Origin of the sequence: Nocardioides mesophilus (assembly GCF_014395785.1) — a bacterium.
Taxonomy (GTDB): domain Bacteria; phylum Actinomycetota; class Actinomycetes; order Propionibacteriales; family Nocardioidaceae; genus Nocardioides_B; species Nocardioides_B mesophilus.
This window is the reverse complement of sequence record NZ_CP060713.1, coordinates 1,095,289-1,111,134: the sequence shown is the minus strand read 5'-3', so window position 1 is coordinate 1,111,134 and position 15,846 is coordinate 1,095,289. Positions and strand designations below refer to the sequence as shown.

Genomic DNA, 15,846 nt, shown 5'->3' with positions numbered 1-15,846 from the left:
GCCCCCTCGGCCTCGTGTCGATCATCACGACGCAGGTGCTCGCCGATTGGCTATGGTGAGCAGGACGAGGCCGAGGGGAGGTGCGATGGCCGACGTGACGACGCCGGAGCGACCTCGACAGGTCCACAAGCACGTGCAGGTCCGCGAGTACGTCCGTGGGCTGATCCAGGGTGCCGAGCCGGGCAGCCCCGCGCCGTCCGAGCGCGAGCTGGTGCAGCACTTCGGGGTTGCCCGGATGACGGTGCGGCAGGCCCTCGACGCCCTGGTCTCCGAGGGACTCCTCGAGCGCGTGCCCGGGCGCGGCACCTTCGTGGCCCGCGCGAAGATCGACGTCCAGGTGCGGCTGTCCAGCTACACCGAGGAGATGGGCCGGCGCGGCATGGCCCCCGGCTCCCGCACGCTGCTGGCCCGGATGGAGGCCGCCGGACCGGGCGTCGCCCGTGCCCTCGAGATCGAGGAGGGCGACAAGGTCGTGCACTGGCAGCGGCTCCGGCTCGCCGACGGCACCCCGATGTGCATCGAGGACGCTTACCTCGCCGACAGCATCGTGCCCAACTTCCTCGAGCAGCCGCTGCCGGAGAGCCTCTACGCCGAGCTGCAGCGGCGCGACCTGCTGCCCACCTGGGGCGAGGACTCGGTCGACGCCACCGCGGCCCGGCCCGAGGAGGCCGAGCTGCTCGGCATCACGCCCGGCGGTCCGGTGCTGCGGATCGCCCGCCGCGCCTTCGCCGGCAACATCGCCATCGAGGTCTCCCGCTCCACCTTCCGCGCCGACCGCTACACGCTGTGGGTGCCGCTCTCGCGGCCCAACCAGCCGGTCACCCGCAACGCATGACCGCTCCCTCCCGACCGGCCCGGATCGGCGTCCTGGACGGCCACAACGACCTGCCCTGGGCGGTGCGCGAGCTCTGCGGCTACGACCTCTCGGCGCTGTCGCTGGGCACCGGTGAGCCGCGGCTGCAGACCGACCTGCCCCGGCTGCGCAGCGGTGGGGTGAGCGGCCAGTTCTGGTCCGTGTTCGTGCCCTGCTCGCTGACCGGCGAGGCCGCCGTACGCGCGACGCACGAGCAGATCGACTTCGTGCACGCGCTCGCCGCGTCCTTCCCCGACGACCTGGCGCTGTGCACCAGCGCCGCGCAGGTGGAGGCGGCCGTGGCCTCGGGGCGGGTGGCCTCGCTGATCGGCATGGAGGGCGGCCACTCGATCGACTCCTCGCTCGAGGTGCTGCGCGAGATGCACCGCCGCGGCGCCCGCTACCTGACGCTGACGCACAACGAGAACACCCCGTGGGCCGACTCCGCCACCGACGCCCCGGTGCTCGGCGGCCTGTCGGCGTTCGGCCGCGACGTCGTCGCCGAGATGAACCGGCTCGGCATGTTCGTGGACCTCTCGCACGTCTCCGACGCGGTGATGCGCGACGCGCTGGCGACCACGACGGCGCCGGTGATCTTCAGCCACAGCTCCGCGCGGGCGGTGACCGACCATCCGCGCAACGTCCCCGACGACGTCCTGGTCTCGCTGGCCGGCAACGGCGGCGTCGCCATGGTGAGCTTCGTGTCGTTCTTCGTCAGCCAGGCCTGGGCCGACTGGTTCTTCGAGGCGCTCGACGTGGTCGCCTCCCGGGGCCTGGACCCGCGCCGGTTCGAGCACGTCGACCCGGTCCTCGACGAGCGCCGCCACCTCGCGCCGCCCCCGCCGCCGGTCGCCGCGGTGGCCGACCACGTGGAGCACGTGCGGGAGGTGGCCGGCCTGGAGCACGTCGGGCTCGGCGGCGACTACGACGGTGCCAGCGGCTTCCCGGCGGGGCTGGAGGACGTCTCCGGCTACCCGCTGCTGTTCGAGGAGCTGCGCGGACGCGGCTGGTCCGAGCCGGAGCTGGCGCAGCTCGGGTCCGGCAACGTGCTGCGCGCGCTGCGGGACATGGAGGGCGTGGCCGCCGCCGCGGCGTCCGGACGGGTCGGCGCGTGAGCGCTGCCGGCCGGGAGGTCGCCGGGCTGCTGCTCGCCGCGGGCGCCGGGCGCCGGATGGGGCTGCCCAAGGCGCAGCTGCGCGACGCCCGCGGCGTGCCGTTCCTCGACCGGGCGGTCGGGCTGCTGCTGGAGGGCGGCTGCGCGAGCGTCACGGTGGTGCTCGGCGCCGCCGCCGACGAGGCGGTGGCGCTGCTCGACGAGGCCGGCTGGACCGGCGACCCCGCCGTCACCGTGGTCCGTGCCGGCGACTGGGACGAAGGGATGGGGGCGTCGCTGCGCCAGGGGCTCGCCGCCCTCGGTGCCGGGCAGGCAGGCGGCCCGGTCGCGGTCCTGGTCACCCTGGTCGACCTGCCGGACGTCACCGCGGACGTGGTCGGACGGCTCCTCGCCGGCGGGGCCGGCGCGGACACGCTGGCCCGGGCGGCGTACGGCGGCGAGCCGGGGCACCCGGTGCTGCTGGGCCGGGCGCACTGGGCGGGCATCGCGGAGGCCGCCCGCGGGGACCGCGGCGCCCGCGACTACCTGGCGCAGCGGCCGGTGCGGCTCGTGGAGTGCGGGGACCTGGCCACCGGCCGCGACGTGGACCGTCCCGGCGACCTGGCCTGACGCGGACCGGGACCCGGGGTGGGCGGCCGTGGGTACTCTCACCAGCATGACCGCGAGCCCCACCCCCACGCAGGCCGAGCCGGACGGCTCCGTGCACGTCCCCGAGGACGTCGCGGACCTGGTCCGGCGACTGGGGGCGACCGGCTACCTCGCCGACGAGTCGCTCGCCACCATCGTCTGGCTCGCGCTGCACATGCAGCGACCGCTGCTGCTCGAGGGGGAGCCGGGCACCGGCAAGACCGCCCTGGCCGAGGCCGTGGCGGCGGCCCTGGAGATCCCGCTGATCCGGCTGCAGTGCTACGAGGGCATCGACGCGACCCAGGCTCTCTACGACTGGGACTTCCCGCGCCAGATCCTGCACCTGCGCGCGCTGGAGGCCGCGGGGACCGCGACGAACGTGGCGCAGGCCGAGTCCTCGCTGTTCGACGAGCGGTTCCTGCTCGCCCGGCCGGTGCTGCAGGCGCTGCGCGAGGCTCCCGCGGTGCTGCTCGTCGACGAGGTGGACCGCGCCGACGACGAGTTCGAGGCGTTCCTGCTCGAGGTGCTCTCGACCTACCAGGTGAGCATCCCCGAGCTCGGCACGATCACCGCGGCCACCCCGCCGGTGGTGTTCCTGACCTCGAACCGGACCCGCGAGATCCACGACGCGCTCAAGCGGCGCTGCCTCTACCACTGGGTGGAGCACCCCGGGCTGGACCGTGAGGTGCAGATCGTCCGGACCCGGGCCCCCGAGGTGTCGCAGACGCTCGCCGAGCAGGTGGTGCGGGTGGTGCAGCGGCTGCGCGACGGCGAGGCGCTGCTCAAGCCGCCGGGCGTCGCCGAGACGCTCGACTGGGCCCGGGCGCTGCACCGGCTGGGCACCGAGCAGCTCGACGTCGCCGCGGCCGCCGCCACGCTCGGCGCGGTCGTGAAGTACCGCGAGGACGCCCAGCGGGTCCGTCAGGCCCTGGACCGGATGCTGGCCTGATGGAACGCGCCGCCGAGCTGGTGCACGCGCCGGACGAGCTGCTGCTCGGCTTCGCCCGGGCGCTGCGCGCCGCCGGTGTGCCGGTCACGATGGACCGCGCCCAGACCTTCCTGCGGGCGACCGCCCTCGTCGACCTCGGCGACCAGCGGGCGACGTACTGGGCCGGCCGCGCCACGCTCTGCTCCGGGCCCGACGACCTCGACCGGTTCGACCAGGTCTTCACCGCCTGGTTCCAGGGCAAGGACCGGCCCGGCGAGAAGAGCCGCCCGCCCGAGCGGCCGCCCGTCGCCCAGGCCGCCCTCGAGGAGACCGACCGGGGAGGTGCCGGCGAGGAGGACGACACCGACCCGCTGCGGGCCACCGCCAGCGGCAACGAGGTGCTGCGGCACCGCGACATCGACGGGATGAGCCCGCTGGACAAGGGCCGGCTGGCCGCGCTCTTCGAGACCCTGCGCCCGCGCACCCCGATGCGCCGGGCGCACCGGCAGCTGCCCTGGCACCGGGGTCGGGTCGACGCCGACCGGACCCTGCGGCTGATGCTGTCCCGGATGGGCGAGCCGGCCGAGATCGCCTGGCGACGCCGCACCCAGCGGCCGCGCCGGGTGGTGCTGCTGCTGGACGTGTCCGGCTCGATGAGCCCGTACGCCGACGCCTTGCTGCGGCTCGCGCACCGGTTCAGCTCGGCCGCCCGCGACCAGGGTGCCAAGGGACGGGTCGAGACGTTCACCGTCGGCACCCGGCTGACCCGGATCACCCGGGCGATGGGACTGCGGGACCCGGAGCGGGCGATCGTGGCGGCCGGCGAGACGGTGCCGGACTGGTCCGGCGGCACCCGGCTCGGCGAGACGCTGCAGATCTTCCTCGACCGGTGGGGCCAGCGCGGGCTGGCCCGCGGCGCGGTGGTCGTGATCTTCAGCGACGGCTGGGAGCGCGGCGACACCACGCTGCTCGGCGAGCAGATGCGCCGGCTGCACTCGCTGGCCCACCGGGTGGTCTGGGTGAACCCGCACGTCGGCAAGGCCGGCTACCAGCCGGTGCAGGCGGGAATCGTGGCGTCGCTCGCCCACGTTGACGACTTCGTCGCCGGTCACTCGCTGGCGACGTTCGAGGACCTGATCGAGGTGGTGGCCCATGCGTGAGGTGCTTCCCGAGCTGATGCGCTGGTGGCGCGCCGGCGAGACCGTCGGCATGGGGACGGTGATCGCGACGTTCCGCTCCGCCCCCGGCCGCCGGGCGCCAGCATGCTGGTCGGCCCCGCCGGCGAGGCGGTCGGCTCCGTCTCCGGCGGCTGCGTCGAGGGTGCCGTCTACGACCTCGGGCAGGAGGTGGTCGGCAGCGGCGAGCCGGTGCTGAAGCGGTACGGCGTCAGCGACGACGACGCCTTCGCGGTCGGGCTCACCTGCGGGGGGATCCTCGACGTCTTCGTGGAGAAGGTGAGCCAGCAGACCTTCCCCTGGCTGGGGCGCGTCGCCGACGACATCGAGGCCGGCCGGCCGGTCGCGGTGGCCACCGTCGTCGAGCACCCCGACCCGGCCCGGATCGGCGCCCGGGTGGTGGTCCGCCCCGTGACGCCCGCCGACGGCGCCCCGGAGGTCGAGGGGTCGCTCGGCAGCGAGCGTGCGGACGCCGCCGTGGTCGACGACGTACGCGGGCTGCTCGCCGCCGGGCACCACCAGACGCTCACCTACGGCCCCGAGGGGGAGCGGCGCGGCGAGGGCATGCGGGTGTTCGTCTGGGCGTTCGCGCCGCCGCCGCGGATGCTGGTCTTCGGCGCCATCGACTTCGCGGCCGCGGTCGCCCGGATCGGCAACTTCCTCGGCTACCACGTGACCGTCTGCGACGCCCGGCCGGTGTTCGCGACGAACTCGCGCTTCCCGGCGGCCGACGAGGTCGTGGTGACCTGGCCGCACAAGTACCTCCGGGCGGAGGCCGAGGCCGGCCGGATCGACCGCCGTACCGTGCTGTGCGTCCTCACCCACGACCCGAAGTTCGACGTCCCGCTGCTCGAGGTCGCGCTGCGCCTGCCCGAGGTCGGGTACGTCGGTGCGATGGGGTCGCGCCGCACGCACGAGGACCGGCTGGAGCGGCTGGTCGAGGCCGGGCTGACCGACGCCGAGCTGGCCCGGCTCTCCTCACCGATCGGCCTGGACCTGGGGGCCCGGACCCCCGAGGAGACCGCGGTGAGCATCGCCGCGGAGATCATCGCGCTGCAGTGGGGCGGCCGTGGCGAGCGGCTCTCGGAGCTGGAGGACCGGATCCACCACTGACCCGGCGATACCGGCACCCGAGGTTTCCCGTATGCCGATCACCAGCCCTCGGCTAGCGTGACGGCGGACACACCCACCTGGGGAGCGCATGAACCGATCACGCGAGCAGCTGCACGGCCGGCGGCTCGATGCCGTGCGCGCCTGGACCGCCTTCGTCGAGCAGGGCGACGCGCTCGCGGCGATGGTGCGCCCGGAGATCCTGCGCAGCTGGGAGCGCTCCGGCGTCGCGGTCCGACGCGACGTCACCGAGGCCCCGCTGGCCGACGAGTCCGACACCACCGCGTTCTGGAACGGGTCCCCGCTGCAGGTGGCGGTCGCACGCATCGAGGACGAGCTGCGCCGGACCGCCGAGGACGGCGACCTCGTCGTCGCGGTCACCGACCCCGACACCCGGATCCTGTGGACGTACGGCGGCCGGGTGATGCGCCGCAAGGCGGAGACGGTCAACTTCGTCGCGGGCGGCCGCTGGGACGAGTCCAGCGTCGGCACCAACGCGCTCGACCTGGCGCTGCGCACCGACCGGGCCTCGATGGTCTTCAGCGCCGAGCACTACGCCCCGATCGTGCACAACTGGGTGTGCTGGGCCGCGCCGGTGCACGACCCGCTGACCGGGCAGCTGCTCGGCGTCATCGACCTCTCCACCACCTGGGACCGCACCCACCCCATCGGGCTGGCGACCGCGCGGGTGATGGCCCGGCTCATCGAGAACGCCCTGCCGACGACGGCGGTCGGCTGGAGCGCCGGCCCGGCGGGCGCGACGCCGGCGGGACGGCCCGCCTCCGCGGTGTCGCCGTCGCCCGCCCCGGCCACGGAGTCCCCGGGTCTGAGCCTGACCCTGCTCGGCACCGCCGAGGCCCGCCTCGACGGCAGGCGGCTGCTGCTGAACCGCCGGCAGACCGAGATCCTCGCGCTGCTCGCGCTGCACCCGGAGGGACTCTCGCTGGAGCAGCTGCACGCGCTGGTCTACGGCGAGAAGGCGGTCACCCTGTCCACGCTGAAGGCGGAGGTCTCGCACCTGCGCTCGGCCCTGGGCGGCCGGCTGGCCTCGCGGCCCTACCGGCTCACGCTGGCCGCGCGCACCGACGTCGACACGGTCCTGGACCTGATCGGCCGCGGGCAGGTGGCGGCCGCGGTCGAGGCGTACGGCGGCGACCTCTTCCCCGGCACCAACTCGCCGGCGCTCGCCGAGCTCGCCGACTACGTCGCCGTCGCCGTGCGCGAGGCGCTGCTGGCCGACCCGCAGCCGCACGCGGTGATCCGCTACACCGCGCTCGCGCCCTACGACACCGAGGTGATCGAGGTGGCGCTGGCCGCGCTGGGGGAGGACCGGCACCCGGCCCGGGCGCTGCTGAAGGGCCGGCTCGCCGCCTCCGGGGGCTGAGCCAACCTTCCGCCAACCCTGACTCCCTAGTGTCGGCTCCGTCACACTGACCGGACCCTCAGGGAGCGCCGCTACATGACCCAGATCAACGTCACCGTCGACGGGGCGTCGTACACCGACGACGTCGAGCCACGCATGCTTCTCGTCCACTACCTGCGTGAACGCCTCGGCAAGGTGGGCACCGTGGTGGGCTGCGACACCAGCAACTGCGGCGCCTGCACCGTCCACCTCGACGGCAAGAGCGTGAAGTCCTGCAACATGCTGGCCGTCCAGGCCGACGGGCACGAGGTCACCACCGTCGAGGGCCTGGCCCACGACGGCGAGCTGCACCCGGTGCAGAAGGCGTTCCACGAGTGCCACGCCCTGCAGTGCGGCTACTGCACGCCGGGCATGATCATGCAGTCGATCGACCTGCTCAACGACAACCCGCACCCCTCCGAGGAGGAGATCCGGGTGGGTCTCGAGGGCAACCTGTGCCGGTGCACCGGCTACCACAACATCGTGAAGGCCGTGCAGAGCGCCGCCGGGTCGAGCGCGGGGGCGACGTCATGACGATGACCGACGACCGCACCGAGCAGGACGGCGCGCCCACCGCCGAGGTCGGCAAGGCCCGCCGCCGCAAGGAGGACCAGCGGCTGATCACCGGTCGCACCAAGTGGACCGACAACATCCAGCTGCCCGGCATGCTGCACCTGGCGATGGTGCGCAGCCCCTACGCGCACGCCAAGATCCTCTCCGTCGACACCTCCGAGGCGCTGGCCGCCACCAACGTGGTCACGGTGATCACCGGGGCCGACGTCGCCGACGAGCAGGGCGGGCTGCCGACCGCGTGGAACATCACGCCGGACCAGAAGTCGCCCGTGCACCCCTCGATCGCGGTCGACCGGGTCGCGTTCGCCGGCGAGATCGTCGCGGTCGTGGTCGCCCGTTCCGCCGCCGAGGCCCGTGACGCCGCCGAGCTCGTCGACGTCGACTACGAGGAGCTGCCCGCGGCCCTCGACCTCAAGGAGGCGGCGAAGGACACGGTCCTCGCCCATCCCGACCTGGGCACCAACAAGTCCGCGTTCTGGCAGTTCGACTCCGAGAACGCCGGCACCGGCAGCGGCGTGGACGCGGCCATCGAGGAGGCCCGGGCCAACGGCATCGTGATAGAGCGGGAGTACCGCCAGCAGCGGCTGATCCCCGCCTTCATGGAGCCGCGCTCGTTCGTGAGCGACCCGACCGGGGAGCAGCTGACGCTGTGGTCCTCGACCCAGATCCCGCACGTCACCCGGTTCTTCCTCGCTGTGGTGCTGGGCATCCCCGAGAGCAAGATCCGGGTCATCGCCCCCGACGTCGGCGGCGGCTTCGGCGGCAAGCTCCAGTTCGTCCCCGAGGAGGTCATCACCGTCCTCGCCTCGCGGCGCACCGGCAAGCCCTGCAAGTTCACCGAGACCCGCTCCGAGTCCCTGATGGCCGCCCACCACGGTCGTGACCAGTGGCAGACGCTGACGCTGGCCGCCACCAAGGACGGCACCGTCACCGCGCTGAAGGTCGACCTGCTCGCCGACCTCGGCGCGTACGCCGGCACGGTCGGCGGCGGGGTCCCGATCCTCGGCGCGTTCATGTTCAACGCGATCTACAAGTTCCCGGCGTACCAGTTCAACTGCACGAACCTCTACACCAACAAGACGCTGACCGACGCCTACCGCGGCGCCGGCCGGCCGGAGGCGACGTTCGCGATCGAGCGGCTGATGGACGAGCTGGCCGTCGAGGTCGGCGTCGACCCGTTGGAGATCCGCGAGAAGAACTGGATCAAGCACGAGGAGTTCCCGTTCACCTCGGTGTGCGGCCTGGAGTACGACTCCGGCAACTACGAGGCCGCCACCGCCAAGGCGAAGGAGATGTTCGGCTACGACGAGCTCCGCGCCGAGCAGAAGCGGCGCCGCGAGGCAAACGACCCGGTGCAGCTCGGGCTCGGCATCTCGACCTTCACCGAGATGTGCGGCCTGGCTCCCTCCCGGGTGCTCGGCTCGCTGAACTACGGCGCCGGCGGCTGGGAGAACGCAGCGATCCGCATGCTGCCCACCGGCAAGGTCGAGGTCGTCACCGGCGTCTCCCCGCACGGCCAGGGCCACGAGACGGCCTGGTCGCAGATCGTCGCGGACCGGCTCGGCGTCGCGTTCGAGGACGTCGAGGTGCTGCACGGCGACACCCAGATCTCCCACAAGGGCATGGACACCTACGGCTCCCGGTCGCTGGTGGTCGGGGGCGAGGCGCTGATACGCGCCGCCGACAAGGTGATCGAGAAGGCCAAGCCGATCGCGGCCCACCTGCTCGAGGCCTCGGCCGACGACGTGGAGTTCTCCGGCGGCCGGTTCACCGTCAAGGGCACTGACAAGGGCCTGGCGATCGGTGAGATCGCGCTCGCCGCGTTCGCCGCGCACAACCTGCCCGACGGCGTGGAGCCGTCGCTGGACTCCGAGGCGACCTTCGACCCGGTGAACTTCTCCTTCCCGCACGGCACGCACCTGTGCGCGGTGGAGATCGACACCGAGACCGGCGGCGTGAAGATGCGCAAGTACGTCGCCGTCGACGACATCGGCAACATCGTCAACCCGCTCATCGTCGAGGGGCAGGTGCACGGCGGACTCGTCCAGGGGATCGCCCAGGCGCTGTGGGAGGAGGCCGTGCACGACGAGTCGGGCACCTTGGTGTCCGCGTCGTTCGTGGACTACCTCGTGCCGACCGCCGCCGACACGATCAGCTTCGACACCGCGCACACCACGTCCCCCGCGACGAGCAACACGCTCGGCACCAAGGGCGTCGGGGAGGCCGGCTGCATCGCCTCGACCCCGGCCGTGGTCAACGCGGTCGTCGACGCGATCCGGCACTTCGGCGTCAACGACGTACAGATGCCGTGCACTCCCGCGCGGATCTACAAGGCCATCCACAGCAAGGACGCGGGCGGCGCGACGCCGACCCCGGGTGGGGCGGCACCGCACTTCGACGAGCAGGACGTAGCCGACCGCAGCGCCGGTGCCGCAGGCGCCGGAGAAGGAGCCGACCAGTGATCCCCGCCAAGTTCGACTACGTGGCCCCCGCGACCGTCGAGGAGGCGCTGTCGGCGCTCGCCGAGGGCGGCGACGAGGCCAAGATCATGGCCGGCGGCCAGAGCCTGATGCCGGTGCTGCGGATGCGGCTCAACGCGCCGGAGCTCGTCATCGACCTGGGCAGGATCGAGTCGCTGCGCGGGATCCGCGACGACGGCGACGCGATCGTCATCGGCGCGATGACCCCGCACAGCGAGGTGCAGACCGACCCGCTGGTCCGCGAGCACGCGCTGCTGATCAGCAAGGCGGTGGCCGAGGTCGCCGACCCACAGGTGCGGCACCGGGGCACGTTCGGCGGCGCGCTCGCGCACGCCGACCCGGCCGGCGACCTCGGCGCCCCGGCGCTCGCGCTGGACGCGGAGTTCGTCATCGCCGGCCAGGGCGGCACCCGGACCGTGTCGGCGGAGGACTTCTTCGTCGACCTGTTCACCACCGCGCTCGCCGAGGACGAGATCCTCACCGAGGTCCGGCTCCCGAAGCGGTCCGGGTGGGGGGCGCACTACGAGAAGTTCGTGCGCGTCGCGCACCAGTGGCCGATCGTCGCGGTCGCGGCGGCGGTCCGGCTCGAGGGCAGCACGATCGCCGAGGCCCGGGTCGGCCTGACCAACATGGGCTCCACGCCGCTGCGGGCCCGGGCGGTGGAGCAGGCGCTGGTCGGCCAGCAGGCCACCGACGAGGCCGTACGCGCGGCAGCTGCGTCGGCCGCCGAGGGCACCCACCCGCCCTCGGACCTCAACGGCGACGCCGACTACCGCCGGCACCTCGCGACCGTGCTCACCCGGCGGGCCGTGCTCGCGGCTGCGGGAGCGTGATCGCGGCGTGGACCTGACCCATCGGTTCACCGTCCCGGCGAGCCTGGACACGACCTGGGCGGCCTTCAACGACATCGAGTCGGTGGCGGGCTGCTTCCCGGGGGCGACCGTCACCGAGGTCGCCGGCGACGACTTCAAGGGCACCTGCAAGGTCAAGCTCGGGCCGATCGCGCTGGTGTACGCCGGCACCGGCTCGTTCCTGGAGAAGGACGAGGCGGCCCACCGCTTCGTCGTCGAGGCCAAGGGCAAGGACAAGCGCGGCAACGGGACGGCCGGCGCCACCGTGACGGCCTCGTTCGCCGAGGTCGTCGTGGCCAGTGGCGATGCCACCGAGATCGTGGTGGTCACCGACCTGTCCATCACCGGCAAGCCCGCCCAGTTCGGGCGCGGCGTGATCCAGGACGTCAGCGACAAGCTGCTCCAGCAGTTCGTCGACTGCCTGGAGCGCACCGTGGGCGCGGCTCCCGAGGAGGTGCCGGCGGAGGGTACGGCGGCCGCGGGAGCCCCCGGGCCGGCCACCGTCCCGGGTCCCACCGCAGCCGCTCCGAGCGCCGACGGGGCGGCACCCGGTGCGGAGACGACCGCGCCGCCGCTCGGCGTGGCCGAGGTCCCGACGGCGACCCGCCGGGTGCCGGTGCAGCACCAGGGCGACGACGCGCTCAACCTCGGCGCGACGGTGCTCCCGGTGCTGGCGAAGGCGTACTGGAAGCAGGGGCTCGCCGCGCTCGTCGTGCTGGCGGTCCTGGTCCGGTGGTTGCGCAGACGCTGAGCGACCCCGGGCAGTCCCGACGACGGCCCCGCCCCACCGCGCAGGTGGGGACGGGGCCGTCGCCGTGTCCGGCCGGCTGCGGAGCACCGGGGCCCGACACTGGTGCAACAAGTTCGGCCGCTCGTGCGTCGAAGGGGTGTGGACGTCATCGGGGAAGTGGGCGTGAGCGGGTCGCCGCCGGGTGATCTCGCGGGCTACGCCGCGGCGGACGGGCAGGCGCTGACGCGTTTCGCCTACCTGCTCACGGGGTCGGCGCACGACGCCCAGGACCTGGTGCAGACGGTGCTGCTGCAACTGACGAAGCGGGGGCTGGACGGCATCGACAACCCGGAGGCGTTCGCGCGGCGGTCGCTGGTCAACCTGCACCGCAGTGGCGGCCGAAGGGCGGCGGCCCACCTGCGGGCGCTGACCCGGTCCGGCCGGGCGCCGCTGGAGGCGCCGCCGGCGAGCACGGTCGTGGAGGACCGCGACGCGCTCTGGGGCGCGATGGCCAGGCTCTCGTCGCGGCAGCGCGCCGCGGTGGTGCTCCGCTACTACGAGGACTGCCCGGACCAGCAGATCGCCGAGGTGCTCGGCTGCCGGCAGGCGACGGTGCGCAGCCTGGTGGCTCGCGCCCTCGCCACGCTGCGCGCCGACCTGACCTGGGCGGGGCACGAGGAGGACGACGATGCCTGAGACCGACCGCTCCACCGCCGAGGTGGAGCAGCTGCTGCGCCGGCGGTTGCACCAGGCCGCCGCGACGGCTCCCGGTTTCGCCCCCGGTGCCGTCCTCGCGCAGCCACCCACCCCGGAGCCGGCAGGTGCGCCGCACGGCAGCCGGCACGGGCGCGGGCCCGGTCGCCGGCCCAGGAGCCGGCGACTGACCGTCGGCCTCGTGGGCGCCGGCCTGGTCGCGGCGTCGGTGGCCGTCGCCGTCCCGCTGCTCACCGGACCGCCGGACCCGGGCGGGACCGGCGAGGCCAAGTGCGTCGCGCTGCTGGACTTCGCCGGCCACCGCTACCTCGGCGACGGCAGCCTGGGGGAGGGGGCCGAGCTGCGCCCCGGGAAGGTCCTGGGCACCGGCGTGCACCCGGGCTGCGACGACGGCGGCGGCGCGGCCGAGACCTACGAGTCGACCGTGCGGGCCGTGCCGGGGGTCGACCCCGGGGTCGCGGTCCTGTCCGACGGACAGGTGTGGATCGACGAGGAGGCGAAGACGGCGCCCGAGTTCCTGACCCGGGCCCGACAGGCCGTGCGCTGCGACCTGGACGCGCCGCTCACCCTGACCGGTGCGTGGACCGGGGTCGAGCAGCGCGCGAAGGTCCGCTTCGACGGCGACGTGCGCGCGCCGGCCCGGATCACCGTCGTGGTGCAGGGACCGTCGCCGGTCGTGCCGCCGGCGTTCGCCGCCGTCACGCTGCCGGTCCGGCTGCCGCGGGGGGTCGACGTACCCCCGGCCGACGACGTGGTGGCGATGCTGCAGCGGGGCGCTCCGCTCCGGCTCACCGTGACCTGTGACGGTCCGGCGTTCGTGGCCACCGCGCTCGAGCGGGTCAGCGGGTGAGCCCTCCGAGCGGCGCCACGGCGATGCCGGAGTGCTCGCAGACCCAGGTCGGGTCCGGGCCGCCGAGCTCGGGGTGGATGTACAGCGCGTGCGGGTCCAGCTCGTCGCAGGCGTGGCACAGCGGCCACCTCCCGGCCTGGTCGAGCAGGGCGTCCTGGACGTCCTGGGCGACCAGGCCGGCGACGTAGGTGCGGCCCTCCTCCCACTGCGAGGTCCACCACCGCCGGGTGGTCACCGCCGCCTCGAGCGCCGAGACCGACTCGGCGTTCGCGGCGCCGGTGATCTCGAGGTCGTGCAACACGAGGGCTCGGGCGGAGAGCAGAGCGTCGGGTCGGGCGTCGTCGGATGTCACGATGTCCATTGTGAGCACGCCGCCCCAGACCGACCAGCCCCGTCCGCACCGGGCACCGCTGCTGGAGGTCGTCGTGCTGCACCCGCGCGACGTGCCTGGCGCCGACGAGGGCGGCGCCGACCGGGTGCTGCTGCTGGCCGATCCGGAGCTCGGCGGCACCTCCCCGGAGCCGGCCCTGGTCTCGTCGGTGTGCAGGGAGACCGAGCTGCCGGTCCGGGTGGTGCTGCGGCTCAGCTCCTCCTCGACGACCACCGGCGCGGAGCTGGTGCGGCTGGTCGGGCTGGCCGAGAGCTACCGCTCGGTCGGGGCGGAGGGCGTCGCCTTCGGCTTCCTCGACGACCAGCTCGAGGTCGACGTCGAGGTCTGCGCGCACCTCGCCGGGCAGCTGCCCGGGCTGCCGTGGACCTTCCACCGGGTCTTCGACGACGCCCTGGAGACTGCGCGCGCCTGGCGCGAGGTGAGCCGGCTGCCCGGCCTGGACGCCGTCCTCACCGCCGGCTCGGTGCTCGGCCTCGACAGCGGCCTCGACGACCTCACCGCGCGGGCCGCGGCCTCGCCCGGGGTGGCGGCGCTGGTGATGGCGTCCGGCGGGCTGCGCGGCGAGCACGTGCCCTGGCTGGTCCGGGCCGGGATCCGGCAGTTCCAGGTGGCGACCTCCGTCCGGCCCGGCGGCTCGTGGCAGAAGGCGTACGTCGACGCCGGCCACGTCCGGTCCTGGCGGATGCTGGTCGACGACGCGGTGGCCCACGTCGAACGGCTCGAGGCCGGCAGGTCCGCCGGGTGACGCTGCTCATCGACCCGCCGAACGCCCCCGGGCACGGCCGGATGTGGTCGCACCTGGCCAGCGACTGGACCTTCGCCGAGCTGCACCGGTTCGCGGCCGGCCTGGGGGTGCCGCGTCGCGGCTTCGACGGCGACCACTACGACGTGCCCGCCGAGCGCTACCACGACGTGGTGGCCGCCGGGGCGACGCCGGCCAGCAGCCGCGAGCTGATCGACCGGCTGCGGGCGGCGGGGCTGCGGCGTCGCCAGCGCGGGGCGCTCCGGCCGACCGCGCCGGGCGTCGCCCTGCTCCGGGCGCCCCGGCTCGAGCCCGGCGACCGGCTGGCCGTGGTCGCGCCCGCGGGCCCGGTCCCCGCGGACCGGCTCGCCGCCGGCGTCGCGGTGCTCGAGGGCTGGGGCTTCGAGGTCCGGGCCGGGTCGCACGTGCTCGGCCGGGACCAGCACCTCGACTACCTCGCCGCCGCCGACGAGCACCGCGCCGCGGACCTGCAGGCGGCGCTGCTCGACCCGGGCGTGCGCGGGGTCGTCTGTGCCCGGGGCGGCTACGGCGTCCAGCGGATGCTGGACCTGGTGGACTGGGCCGCGGTGGCCCGGGTCGGCCCCAAGGTGCTCGTGGGGTTCTCCGACGTCACCGCGCTGCACCAGGCGCTCGCCGCCCGGCTGGGCTGGTCCTCGGTGCACGGGCCGGTCGTGACCAGCCTCGGTTCCGGCGACGACTCCTCCCGGGCGCAGCTGCGGCTGCTGCTCACCGAGCCGGAGCGGTTGCTCTCGCCGTTCCCGGAGCCGCTGGAGGTGCTGCACCCGGGCCGTGCCGAGGGCGTGCTGGTCGGCGGCAACCTCGCCCTGCTCACCAGCACGGTCGGCACCGCGGAATCGCACGGCGCGGCCGGCTCGGTGGTAGTGCTCGAGGACGTCGCCGAGGAGACCTACCGGCTGGACCGGATGGTCACCCACCTGCTCCGCTCCGGCTGGTTCGCCGGGTGCCGGGGGGTGCTGCTCGGGGACTTCACCGAGGGCGACGACCCTGCGGCGGTGCGGAGCATGCTCGCCGACCGGCTCGCCCCGCTCGGCGTCCCGGTGCTGGCCGGCGCCCCGGTCGGGCACGGCCCCCGCAACCTGGCCCTGCCGCTCGGGGTCCCGGCCACCCTCGACGGCACCGGCGCGACCGGGTCACTGAGGCTGCGCTACCCGGCGCTGGCGTGAGCCGACCCACCTCACGGTTTCCCCGAAACGAGGACTATTCGGACATCCCTTCCTAGGCTTGGCCCGGGAAGGGAGGCGTCTGCCATGTCGCGCGCCACTCG

16 protein-coding genes are annotated in these 15,846 nt (G+C 74.4%); 15 read left to right on the top strand and 1 reads right to left on the bottom strand.

Annotation, left to right across the window (positions count from 1 at the left end):
- The first annotated feature begins 85 nt into the window (after nucleotides 1-85).
- From H9L09_RS22390 to H9L09_RS05200, 13 genes are all read left to right on the top strand, one after another.
- Nucleotides 86-835: a GntR family transcriptional regulator gene (locus H9L09_RS22390; RefSeq protein WP_187579659.1), complete on the top strand. Its 750-nt coding sequence runs from the start codon at nucleotides 86-88 to the stop codon at nucleotides 833-835.
- A complete protein-coding gene (locus H9L09_RS05255; protein WP_187579658.1) occupies nucleotides 832-1,968 on the top strand; it encodes a dipeptidase in 1,137 nt (378 codons plus the stop codon). The genes H9L09_RS22390 and H9L09_RS05255 overlap by 4 nt, the downstream gene beginning before the upstream one ends.
- Complete coding sequence (locus H9L09_RS05250) at nucleotides 1,965-2,576, top strand: nucleotidyltransferase family protein (protein ID WP_246456290.1); 612 nt, start codon at nucleotides 1,965-1,967, stop codon at nucleotides 2,574-2,576. The genes H9L09_RS05255 and H9L09_RS05250 overlap by 4 nt, the downstream gene beginning before the upstream one ends.
- A 46-nt stretch (nucleotides 2,577-2,622) precedes the next feature.
- Nucleotides 2,623-3,543: an AAA family ATPase gene (locus H9L09_RS05245; RefSeq protein WP_187579657.1), complete on the top strand. Its 921-nt coding sequence runs from the start codon at nucleotides 2,623-2,625 to the stop codon at nucleotides 3,541-3,543.
- Nucleotides 3,543-4,682: a vWA domain-containing protein gene (locus H9L09_RS05240; RefSeq protein WP_187579656.1), complete on the top strand. Its 1,140-nt coding sequence runs from the start codon at nucleotides 3,543-3,545 to the stop codon at nucleotides 4,680-4,682. Before H9L09_RS05245 ends, H9L09_RS05240 begins: the two co-directional genes overlap by 1 nt.
- Nucleotides 4,683-4,784: 102 nt before the next feature.
- Nucleotides 4,785-5,810, top strand: coding sequence for an XdhC family protein (locus H9L09_RS05235; protein ID WP_246456289.1), 1,026 nt, complete (start codon nucleotides 4,785-4,787; stop codon nucleotides 5,808-5,810).
- An 88-nt stretch (nucleotides 5,811-5,898) separates the two neighbouring features.
- Complete coding sequence (locus tag H9L09_RS05230) at nucleotides 5,899-7,191, top strand: GAF domain-containing protein (protein ID WP_187579655.1); 1,293 nt, start codon at nucleotides 5,899-5,901, stop codon at nucleotides 7,189-7,191.
- 75 nt (nucleotides 7,192-7,266) lie between these two features.
- Complete coding sequence (locus tag H9L09_RS05225; protein ID WP_187579654.1) at nucleotides 7,267-7,743, top strand: (2Fe-2S)-binding protein; 477 nt, start codon at nucleotides 7,267-7,269, stop codon at nucleotides 7,741-7,743.
- Entirely contained in the window at nucleotides 7,740-10,244 is a 2,505-nt protein-coding gene (locus H9L09_RS05220) for a xanthine dehydrogenase family protein molybdopterin-binding subunit (protein WP_187579653.1), read from the top strand. The genes H9L09_RS05225 and H9L09_RS05220 overlap by 4 nt, the downstream gene beginning before the upstream one ends.
- Complete coding sequence (locus tag H9L09_RS05215; protein WP_187579652.1) at nucleotides 10,241-11,095, top strand: FAD binding domain-containing protein; 855 nt, start codon at nucleotides 10,241-10,243, stop codon at nucleotides 11,093-11,095. Before H9L09_RS05220 ends, H9L09_RS05215 begins: the two co-directional genes overlap by 4 nt.
- A 7-nt stretch (nucleotides 11,096-11,102) precedes the next feature.
- Entirely contained in the window at nucleotides 11,103-11,864 is a 762-nt protein-coding gene (locus H9L09_RS05210) for an SRPBCC family protein (RefSeq protein ID WP_187579651.1), read from the top strand.
- 162 nt (nucleotides 11,865-12,026) lie between these two features.
- Nucleotides 12,027-12,539, top strand: coding sequence for a SigE family RNA polymerase sigma factor (locus H9L09_RS05205; protein WP_187579650.1), 513 nt, complete (start codon nucleotides 12,027-12,029; stop codon nucleotides 12,537-12,539).
- Nucleotides 12,532-13,407, top strand: coding sequence for a DUF6281 family protein (locus H9L09_RS05200; protein ID WP_187579649.1), 876 nt, complete (start codon nucleotides 12,532-12,534; stop codon nucleotides 13,405-13,407). The genes H9L09_RS05205 and H9L09_RS05200 overlap by 8 nt, the downstream gene beginning before the upstream one ends.
- On the opposite strand, the gene H9L09_RS05195 is transcribed toward H9L09_RS05200, so the two are convergent.
- The gene (locus H9L09_RS05195) at nucleotides 13,397-13,759 is read right to left on the bottom strand and encodes a hypothetical protein (RefSeq protein ID WP_246456288.1); all 363 of its coding nucleotides are present in this window, start codon (nucleotides 13,757-13,759) and stop codon (nucleotides 13,397-13,399) included. The two genes, H9L09_RS05200 and H9L09_RS05195, sit on opposite strands and share 11 nt — an antisense overlap.
- Before the next feature lies 1 nt (nucleotide 13,760).
- Here H9L09_RS05195 and H9L09_RS05190 point away from each other — a divergent pair, with 1 nt between their 5' ends.
- Both H9L09_RS05190 and H9L09_RS05185 read left to right on the top strand, forming a co-directional pair.
- Nucleotides 13,761-14,543 carry a copper homeostasis protein CutC gene (locus tag H9L09_RS05190; RefSeq protein WP_187579647.1) on the top strand — a complete coding sequence of 261 codons (783 nt, stop codon included), beginning with the start codon at nucleotides 13,761-13,763 and terminating at the stop codon, nucleotides 14,541-14,543.
- Nucleotides 14,540-15,745, top strand: coding sequence for a DUF4031 domain-containing protein (locus H9L09_RS05185; protein WP_187579646.1), 1,206 nt, complete (start codon nucleotides 14,540-14,542; stop codon nucleotides 15,743-15,745). Before H9L09_RS05190 ends, H9L09_RS05185 begins: the two co-directional genes overlap by 4 nt.
- The last annotated feature ends 101 nt before the right edge of the window (nucleotides 15,746-15,846 follow it).

Excerpts from the sequence above, each read along its gene's own strand:
- H9L09_RS22390 (WP_187579659.1), top strand. The coding sequence starts at position 86 with ATGGCCGACGTGACGACGCCGGAGCGACCTCGACAGGTCCACAAGCAC.
- H9L09_RS05255 (WP_187579658.1), top strand. The coding sequence starts at position 832 with ATGACCGCTCCCTCCCGACCGGCCCGGATCGGCGTCCTGGACGGCCAC.
- H9L09_RS05245 (WP_187579657.1), top strand. The coding sequence starts at position 2,623 with ATGACCGCGAGCCCCACCCCCACGCAGGCCGAGCCGGACGGCTCCGTG.
- H9L09_RS05240 (WP_187579656.1), top strand. The coding sequence starts at position 3,543 with ATGGAACGCGCCGCCGAGCTGGTGCACGCGCCGGACGAGCTGCTGCTC.
- H9L09_RS05235 (WP_246456289.1), top strand. The coding sequence starts at position 4,785 with ATGCTGGTCGGCCCCGCCGGCGAGGCGGTCGGCTCCGTCTCCGGCGGC.
- H9L09_RS05230 (WP_187579655.1), top strand. The coding sequence starts at position 5,899 with ATGAACCGATCACGCGAGCAGCTGCACGGCCGGCGGCTCGATGCCGTG.
- H9L09_RS05225 (WP_187579654.1), top strand. The coding sequence starts at position 7,267 with ATGACCCAGATCAACGTCACCGTCGACGGGGCGTCGTACACCGACGAC.
- H9L09_RS05220 (WP_187579653.1), top strand. The coding sequence starts at position 7,740 with ATGACGATGACCGACGACCGCACCGAGCAGGACGGCGCGCCCACCGCC.
- H9L09_RS05200 (WP_187579649.1), top strand. The coding sequence starts at position 12,532 with ATGCCTGAGACCGACCGCTCCACCGCCGAGGTGGAGCAGCTGCTGCGC.
- H9L09_RS05190 (WP_187579647.1), top strand. The coding sequence starts at position 13,761 with ATGTCCATTGTGAGCACGCCGCCCCAGACCGACCAGCCCCGTCCGCAC.